Source organism: Caldibacillus thermoamylovorans, assembly GCF_000751775.1.
Classification (GTDB): Bacteria; Bacillota; Bacilli; order Bacillales; family Caldibacillaceae; genus Caldifermentibacillus; species Caldifermentibacillus hisashii.
This window is the reverse complement of record NZ_CCRF01000072.1, coordinates 67,127-74,081: the sequence shown is the minus strand read 5'-3', so window position 1 is coordinate 74,081 and position 6,955 is coordinate 67,127. Positions and strand designations below refer to the sequence as shown.

The window sequence follows — 6,955 nt, the reverse complement described above, 5'->3', positions numbered from 1 at the left end:
CCAACAGAATTTATTTACTCGGTAAGTAGCCTTACGTTATCTAGTTTTGAGAGAATGAAAAATTCTCTTGCAAAATGATAAAGAACATATTATAATACATATTGTTGTTTTACTTATGGTCTGGTAATAATGGCGAGAAGGTTACACCCGTTCCCATCCCGAACACGGAAGTTAAGCTTCTCAGCGCCGATGGTAGTGAAGGCTTTGCCTTTGCGAGAGTAGGACGTTGCCAGGCATTGGAGGTTTAGCTCAGCTGGGAGAGCACTTGCCTTACAAGCAAGGGGTCGGCGGTTCGATCCCGTCAACCTCCATTATAATATTATGCCGGCCTAGCTCAATTGGTAGAGCAACTGACTTGTAATCAGTAGGTTGGGGGTTCAAGTCCTCTGGCCGGCACCATATGGACAAGTTTTAGAAATGAGCCATTAGCTCAGTCGGTAGAGCATCTGACTTTTAATCAGAGGGTCGGAGGTTCGAATCCTCCATGGCTCACCATTTGCGGGTGTGGCGGAATTGGCAGACGCACCAGACTTAGGATCTGGCGCCGTAAGGCGTGGGGGTTCGACTCCCTTCACCCGCATGTCTATTAATTTATGCGGAAGTAGTTCAGTGGTAGAACACCACCTTGCCAAGGTGGGGGTCGCGGGTTCGAATCCCGTCTTCCGCTCCAGAATAACGCCGGGGTGGCGGAACTGGCAGACGCACAGGACTTAAAATCCTGCGGTAGGTGACTACCGTACCGGTTCGATTCCGGTCCTCGGCACCATTAAATGCGCCCGTAGCTCAATTGGATAGAGCGTCTGACTACGGATCAGAAGGTTATGGGTTCGACTCCTATCGGGCGCGTTTTTAATACGGGAAGTAGCTCAGCTTGGTAGAGCACATGGTTTGGGACCATGGGGTCGCAGGTTCGAATCCTGTCTTCCCGATAGCAAAAATATGATGGGGCCTTAGCTCAGCTGGGAGAGCGCCTGCTTTGCACGCAGGAGGTCAGCGGTTCAATCCCGCTAGGCTCCACCATTTATTATTTATAATAATTTAATATGGCGGCGTAGCTCAGCTGGCTAGAGCGTACGGTTCATACCCGTGAGGTCGGGGGTTCGATCCCCTCCGCCGCTATTATTTTATGTTTTAAAGTAAATAATAAAATTGACCTTTAGTTTTAGCTGGTTAGTGCAAAGCGTCTTTGACTAAATCTCTTATTATACCCATAAGTTTTTTGGTATGGGTACGAATAAATTTTAGTTATTGAAAATGGAAAATTTTTTAAAACGTATCAATGGACCTTTAGCTCAGCTGGTTAGAGCAGACGGCTCATAACCGTCCGGTCGTAGGTTCGAGTCCTACAAGGTCCACCATATTTGTTTGGAGGAATACCCAAGTCTGGCTGAAGGGATCGGTCTTGAAAACCGACAGGCGGGTTACACCGCGCGGGGGTTCGAATCCCTCTTCCTCCGCCATATATTAATAATTTTATTATCGCGGGGTGGAGCAGTCTGGTAGCTCGTCGGGCTCATAACCCGAAGGTCGTAGGTTCAAATCCTACCCCCGCAATATTGGTCCGGTAGTTCAGCTGGTTAGAATGCCTGCCTGTCACGCAGGAGGTCGCGGGTTCGAGTCCCGTCCGGACCGCCATACCATAACATTAACTATTATGGCTCGGTAGCTCAGTCGGTAGAGCAAAGGACTGAAAATCCTTGTGTCGGCGGTTCGATTCCGTCCCGAGCCACCACTTTGAGCCAACTATTATGGCGGCTATGGCGAAGTGGTTAACGCATCGGATTGTGGCTCCGACATTCGTGGGTTCGATTCCCACTAGTCGCCCTATCTTATATTTGTAGCTTTTCGGAATGGGCTGGTAGAGGAGGAGACATGACGGAAAGCTGTCCAGTCTCAACAATAAAATTAAATAATGCGGGTGTAGTTTAGTGGTAAAACCACAGCCTTCCAAGCTGTTGTCGTGGGTTCGATTCCCATCACCCGCTCCATATTTATGGGCCTGTAGCTCAGCTGGTTAGAGCGCACGCCTGATAAGCGTGAGGTCGATGGTTCAAGTCCATTCAGGCCCATTTTACAAGTATTATAATTATTCCGCAGTAGCTCAGTGGTAGAGCAATCGGCTGTTAACCGATCGGTCGTAGGTTCGAATCCTACCTGCGGAGCCATGGAGAAGTACTCAAGTGGCTGAAGAGGACGGTTTGCTAAACCGTTAGATCGGGTTACCGGTGCGCGGGTTCGAATCCCGCCTTCTCCATTCTAATTTTGTAGGCCCCTTGGTCAAGCGGTTAAGACACCGCCCTTTCACGGCGGTAACACGGGTTCGAATCCCGTAGGGGTCATAAAGTAAAAACCACACATATAAGTTATGTGTGGTTTTTACTTTATTGGAAAGCCCTGAACACTTGTGACTTCAGTTAACTATACTAAAAACCGGCGTACACCATGTTTAATGGGTCCGCCTTTTTGATAAAAATTCAACTATTAATACTAGTTGACTGCGGGAACAGCACACATATTCGACAAAAGCATAGGCGGCAGCGAAAAAGCTTTTGTAACGAAAGCGATAGCGACAGTCACACGAGCCAAACTAAGCAGGCGTGAGGAAGCGAGCATTGAGGCGGCTCAAGTCCTGCCCTAAGGTGCGCATCCGCTACCGAAACTAAAAATCAACCGAATCTATTCTTTTAGCAATAAAAATTTAGAAGTTGTACTTTTAGGTTTCCAAGGACACTGAATAATCTTCCTCGAATTTGAATGGCACGAAGGAAAAACAAACAAGGTGAGGCAAGACTACTTGAGTGATTTTATGAGTAATCTTCCATACTGTAAACTACTATGAAGCGATGCGACGTGCTGAACATCTTATTACACAACAACCTCTGTATCAGCATCTTTATCTATCCTATTTTTATCTGGGAAAACGAGACTGAACACGATTCCGAAAAATGCTGCAATGAAAAATGTTGTAAAACGGGAAGTAATGATGCTTTCTAGAGGCGTACTAATCCATAAAACAGTTGAAACAAATCCTGAAATAATTGTTGCAATTACTCCAATACTTGAATAACGTTTCCAAAAAAATGTCATAAGAATGGCAGGAGACAACGTACAACCAATCCCTGCCCAAGCCCAGCTGACGACTAGGTACACTAAAGAATCCGAGACAAGAGCAATTACCATACCGACTAAAGCGATAATAATAATGGAAATACGAGATAAAAGAATTAGTTGCTTTTCTGTTAATCGAAGTTTTAAAGTTTTGTGGACAATATCTTCAGTGATGGAACTTGTGATAACCATAATTTGTGAGTTTGCAGTTGAGTTTATAGCAGCTAAAACCCCGGCAAGAATTATTCCTGCTATCCAAGGTGGCATTAACTCCAAAACCATTGTTGGCATCATGGTTTCAACATCTGAAAATGACCCTTGATTATAAAGAGCAATTCCTGCGATCCCGATGGAAAAAGCACCAACATACGCTAAAATTGTCCATACGGTTGCTACAATCGTTCCTTGATTGGCTTCTTTTTCATTTTTTAATGCCATAAAACGGGCACTTAATTGTGGCTGTCCACCTAAAAAGCCGAAAAACCAAGAGAAATTATTAAAAAAGAGAACACCTATGGCAAATCCGGATAAACCTCCAAACCAAGCATCAAAGGAATCACCTGCTCTTAGTAGTGAATCAGTAACAGAGATGTCATTTGCTACAATATGGGTAAATGCAACAATCGGTAGCCCAACCAACGTAACAATCATCATTAGGCTTTGAATCATATCTGTCCAGACCACTGAAATAAAGCCGCCGGAAAAAGATGTAAATATAATAACAGCACAAGATAATACAACACCAACAATAATTGGCAAATTGAAAGTTGCAAAAAGAATCTTACCTGCCCCAGCCATTTGAGCGCCAATATAAAAAATCATTAAGCCAACGATTAACAAACTTGCTAACCAGCGAATGACATTTGCTTTTTGTCCAAAGCGAACCGCCAAATAATCACTAAGAGTTAAGACATCGTATTTTTCAGTTTCTTTCATAAAACGCTTTGCTAAAAAAACCCATGAAAAAATAATTCCGATCGAAATTCCAATTGCTACCCATATACCGGATAAACCGGTCATAAAGACGAAACCTGTATAACCCAGGAGTAACCAAGCAGATTCACCGGTTGCTCTTTCTGAAAACGCCAAGACCCAACCTGGTATTTTTTTCCCTCCTAATAAAAAATCTGATTTCGTTTGTATGCTCTTGCTAAAATAGATACCAATTGTACAAATACCTATACAATACAAAATAAATATAATCAAAATCGTGTTCATAAACTTCCTCCTTAAGGGGTAATTTTTTATAAAAGCGCTTTCATAACCTAATAATATTATTAAACAAACGAATTTTTTCCTAATTAAATCACTTCCTTTCATTAAAAATTATTTCATTATAGTAAATTAAAAAAATTCTAACTTGATTAATAAATTTATAATTAATTTTTGGATAAAAGTCTATAGTTGCATTGCACAAAAAAAAGGAAGGAAAATTATATTTGTAATGGAAGGAAATTTAACACATCAGAAAAATCAAAGAAATCTAATTGTGCAGATTAACTAACTGGCAGGAAATTAAAGCCTAAGGATGCTTTAAATAATATTTTGGAGAAATAGGATAAACTAAACACCGACAAATGTGGAATTCGAAAGTTTTCAGTAAAAACACAATACAAAAAATACAGGATTCATCTAAAAGATAAATCCTGTACTTATTCAATGGGACTAAGTCAATAGCACCTTATTTAATTGAGTTGCAGCATGTACTGCATTCTCATCGTGTAAAATATCTCCCGGTTTGTTTCCTTCACCAATTATGTAACCGGAAAAAGTAATACCCATAAATTCAAAAATATAATTAAACTGTTGAATAAGTGGGAGACCTTTTATAGATGGAGAATCGCCTCCAACGGCAATAACGTATGCCTTCTTGTCAGCCATTATCTCTTTAAACTGGGGATAATCCGCATCTCTGAATATTTGTGACCACCGATCAATAAATAGCTTCATCGTTGCAGACATACTGTACCAATATATTGGGGTAGAAAAAATAATAATTTCATGTGGCAGAATTTGATCAATGACCGTATGATAATCATCATTTACTTCATGAAAGCCGGTTTTACTATGGCGTCCGTCTTTAATGGGTTGAATATTGTAATTTCTTAAATAGATTCGTTCGACAGGTAAATGATTCACAGCAATTTCCGTTAATATTTCTGAATTCCCTTGGTTTCTTGTTCCTCCGTATAGAACAGCAATGGACATGTTGTAACCTCCTATTTTTAGCTAATGAAAGTATAAATTTTTCGAATTCTACTTTCCTAACGCATAAGAGCACAAGGAAAGCTTCGTGGGAATACATCGCAACCGAAAAAATTTTATATTTTTTCGGTGAACAAGGAAAGCTTCGTGGGAATACATCGCAACCGAAAAAATTTTATATTTTTTCGGTGAACAAGGAAAGCTTCGCGGGAATACAGCGCAGCCGAAAAAATTTTATATTTTTTCGGTGACTAGAGAAGCTTCGGTAGCATTATCTCGCAAGCGAAAATGTTTTTTCGCTGACTACGGCTTAGCTTTCGCCTAAATGCTCGCATTCACCGAGTTATCTTTAAATAAACATCCTTTTGATTTAACTTAACTACTTTTTTGCTTTGATTTCACAGTTCTTATAGCTAAATATAGTATAACACTATCTCCAAATGATTTTGTATCTAAGGATGTTAGTGCTTCTATCTTTTGCAATCGATAGATGAGCGTGTTTCGATGAATAAACAATTTCTTGGCAGCTTTACTAATATTCATATTGGAATGACAGTATTCGACAAATGTTCTGGCGAGTTCAGGAAAGGAAGTATTCTCCATTAATGGTTTCAGTCGGATCGAGACATCATCTTGAAATTGATCATGTAAATAATGCGGTAACATTGATAATAAGCTTTCCCAATTATAATAACTATAGATTCCAGATTTTATCTTGGAGATCTTGCCAAAACTTAAGATTTTTTCCGCTTCCCGGTAAGAGTGATTGACTTCACCCAAACGACTACGCCAGTTACCTGCTGAAATCCGAATATCAGATATACTCATCGTTTCAAACGTATTAATTAATTTTTTTGCTTGAATTTCAAATTGTTTTAACTCATGAAGAAAATCTTTCTCGTTTGAAAGGGGTTTTAATAAAACAATTTTCTCTGTATATAAAAACGCACATAACGCATCAGTGTCACATTCAAAAGCTTTACATGTATGTTCGAGCAACTGTCTTTTTATATTTTCCCTTCTCATTCTCTCCTCAATGAGTCCGGTATTCCCTATGTCGATCAAGATACAAAAGCGTTTTTTATAATCCTGAATTTGAAACGTATGACAGAATTCTTTAATCTTTACGGGGTCGGGGGTTTCTTCAAACAGAATATATTGAACAAAAGTTTCATAAGTTTGCATTCGTAAATTTTCTGATTGTTTATAAATTGTTTCCTGCCACATCAACTCAACAGATTTCTTAATTAATTGAGCATAAGGCTTAACTTCATTTGGTGGACCAATGATTCCTAAAACACCGATTGTTTTATTGTCAAAAGTTAGTGGTACAGCAATCCCGGGTAAAACATTTTCCATATTTTTTATTTTATTTTCATCAAAAACGACATAAGTATTTTTCTTCAAAACTTCTTTTGAAGGGGGGTGCACAGTACCAATTCGTTCCGGGATTGTCGAACCAATGATGACTCCATCTTTATCACTTAAACTAATTGGAAATGGTAAAATTTGCGATATCGATGAAATAACTTTTTGTGCAAACTGTACTAAATCTTCCATCGAGTATTCCCCCTATAAAGATGTTTTTTATTTATATTAACATTAATTAAAACATTATGTAAATATAAATAAGAGTAAAAAT

Annotated in this window: 3 protein-coding genes, 21 tRNA genes and 1 rRNA gene; 22 read left to right on the top strand and 3 right to left on the bottom strand. The window is 39.5% G+C overall.

All coding sequences use genetic code 11. The features are described 5' to 3' along the window. Positions 1–119 precede the first annotated feature (119 nt). The 22 genes from rrf (at position 120) to BT1A1_RS12900 (ending at position 2,339) form a co-directional block, all read left to right on the top strand. Positions 120–235, top strand: a 5S ribosomal RNA gene (gene rrf, locus BT1A1_RS13005). 3 nt (positions 236–238) lie between these two features. Next, a tRNA-Val gene (locus tag BT1A1_RS13000) sits at positions 239–311 on the top strand. Positions 312–323: 12 nt separating this feature from the next. After that, positions 324–399, top strand: a tRNA-Thr gene (locus BT1A1_RS12995). A 20-nt stretch (positions 400–419) separates the two neighbouring features. Then, positions 420–495 (top strand) — tRNA-Lys (locus BT1A1_RS12990). A gap of 3 nt (positions 496–498) precedes the next feature. Beyond that, a tRNA-Leu gene (locus BT1A1_RS12985) sits at positions 499–580 on the top strand. 15 nt (positions 581–595) lie between these two features. Further along, positions 596–670, top strand: a tRNA-Gly gene (locus BT1A1_RS12980). A 7-nt stretch (positions 671–677) separates the two neighbouring features. Further along, positions 678–766: transfer RNA gene (locus tag BT1A1_RS12975), tRNA-Leu, on the top strand. A 6-nt stretch (positions 767–772) separates the two neighbouring features. Then, positions 773–846: transfer RNA gene (locus BT1A1_RS12970), tRNA-Arg, on the top strand. 9 nt (positions 847–855) lie between these two features. Beyond that, positions 856–929: transfer RNA gene (locus BT1A1_RS12965), tRNA-Pro, on the top strand. 15 nt (positions 930–944) lie between these two features. Beyond that, positions 945–1,020: transfer RNA gene (locus BT1A1_RS12960), tRNA-Ala, on the top strand. Positions 1,021–1,045: 25 nt separating this feature from the next. Then, positions 1,046–1,119: transfer RNA gene (locus BT1A1_RS12955), tRNA-Met, on the top strand. 162 nt (positions 1,120–1,281) lie between these two features. Continuing rightward, positions 1,282–1,358: transfer RNA gene (locus tag BT1A1_RS12950), tRNA-Ile, on the top strand. Between the two features lie 9 nt (positions 1,359–1,367). Then, positions 1,368–1,460, top strand: a tRNA-Ser gene (locus BT1A1_RS12945). Positions 1,461–1,480: 20 nt separating this feature from the next. Further along, positions 1,481–1,554 (top strand) — tRNA-Met (locus tag BT1A1_RS12940). 4 nt (positions 1,555–1,558) lie between these two features. Next, positions 1,559–1,635, top strand: a tRNA-Asp gene (locus BT1A1_RS12935). 21 nt (positions 1,636–1,656) lie between these two features. Further along, positions 1,657–1,732: transfer RNA gene (locus BT1A1_RS12930), tRNA-Phe, on the top strand. A 19-nt stretch (positions 1,733–1,751) separates the two neighbouring features. Continuing rightward, positions 1,752–1,824, top strand: a tRNA-His gene (locus BT1A1_RS12925). Positions 1,825–1,914: 90 nt separating this feature from the next. Further along, positions 1,915–1,988: transfer RNA gene (locus BT1A1_RS12920), tRNA-Gly, on the top strand. Positions 1,989–1,995: 7 nt separating this feature from the next. Continuing rightward, a tRNA-Ile gene (locus tag BT1A1_RS12915) sits at positions 1,996–2,069 on the top strand. 21 nt (positions 2,070–2,090) lie between these two features. Next, positions 2,091–2,165 (top strand) — tRNA-Asn (locus tag BT1A1_RS12910). Position 2,166: 1 nt separating this feature from the next. Next, positions 2,167–2,254, top strand: a tRNA-Ser gene (locus BT1A1_RS12905). A 13-nt stretch (positions 2,255–2,267) separates the two neighbouring features. Beyond that, positions 2,268–2,339, top strand: a tRNA-Glu gene (locus BT1A1_RS12900). A 526-nt stretch (positions 2,340–2,865) separates the two neighbouring features. Here BT1A1_RS12900 and BT1A1_RS12895 read toward each other — a convergent pair. The 3 genes from BT1A1_RS12895 to BT1A1_RS12885 all read right to left on the bottom strand — a co-directional run bounded on the left by BT1A1_RS12895 (position 2,866) and on the right by BT1A1_RS12885 (position 6,873). Beyond that, the gene (locus BT1A1_RS12895; protein ID WP_034771930.1) at positions 2,866–4,326 is read right to left on the bottom strand and encodes a sodium/proline symporter; all 1,461 of its coding nucleotides are present in this window, start codon (positions 4,324–4,326) and stop codon (positions 2,866–2,868) included. 447 nt (positions 4,327–4,773) lie between these two features. Further along, entirely contained in the window at positions 4,774–5,316 is a 543-nt protein-coding gene (locus tag BT1A1_RS12890) for a flavodoxin family protein (RefSeq protein ID WP_034771928.1), read from the bottom strand. A 372-nt stretch (positions 5,317–5,688) separates the two neighbouring features. Beyond that, positions 5,689–6,873, bottom strand: a complete 1,185-nt coding sequence (locus BT1A1_RS12885; protein ID WP_034771926.1) for a CdaR family transcriptional regulator — start codon at positions 6,871–6,873, stop codon at positions 5,689–5,691. Between the last annotated feature and the right edge of the window lie 82 nt (positions 6,874–6,955).

Excerpts from the sequence above, each read along its gene's own strand:
- BT1A1_RS12895 (WP_034771930.1), bottom strand. The coding sequence starts at position 4,326 with ATGAACACGATTTTGATTATATTTATTTTGTATTGTATAGGTATTTGT.
- BT1A1_RS12890 (WP_034771928.1), bottom strand. The coding sequence starts at position 5,316 with ATGTCCATTGCTGTTCTATACGGAGGAACAAGAAACCAAGGGAATTCA.
- BT1A1_RS12885 (WP_034771926.1), bottom strand. The coding sequence starts at position 6,873 with ATGGAAGATTTAGTACAGTTTGCACAAAAAGTTATTTCATCGATATCG.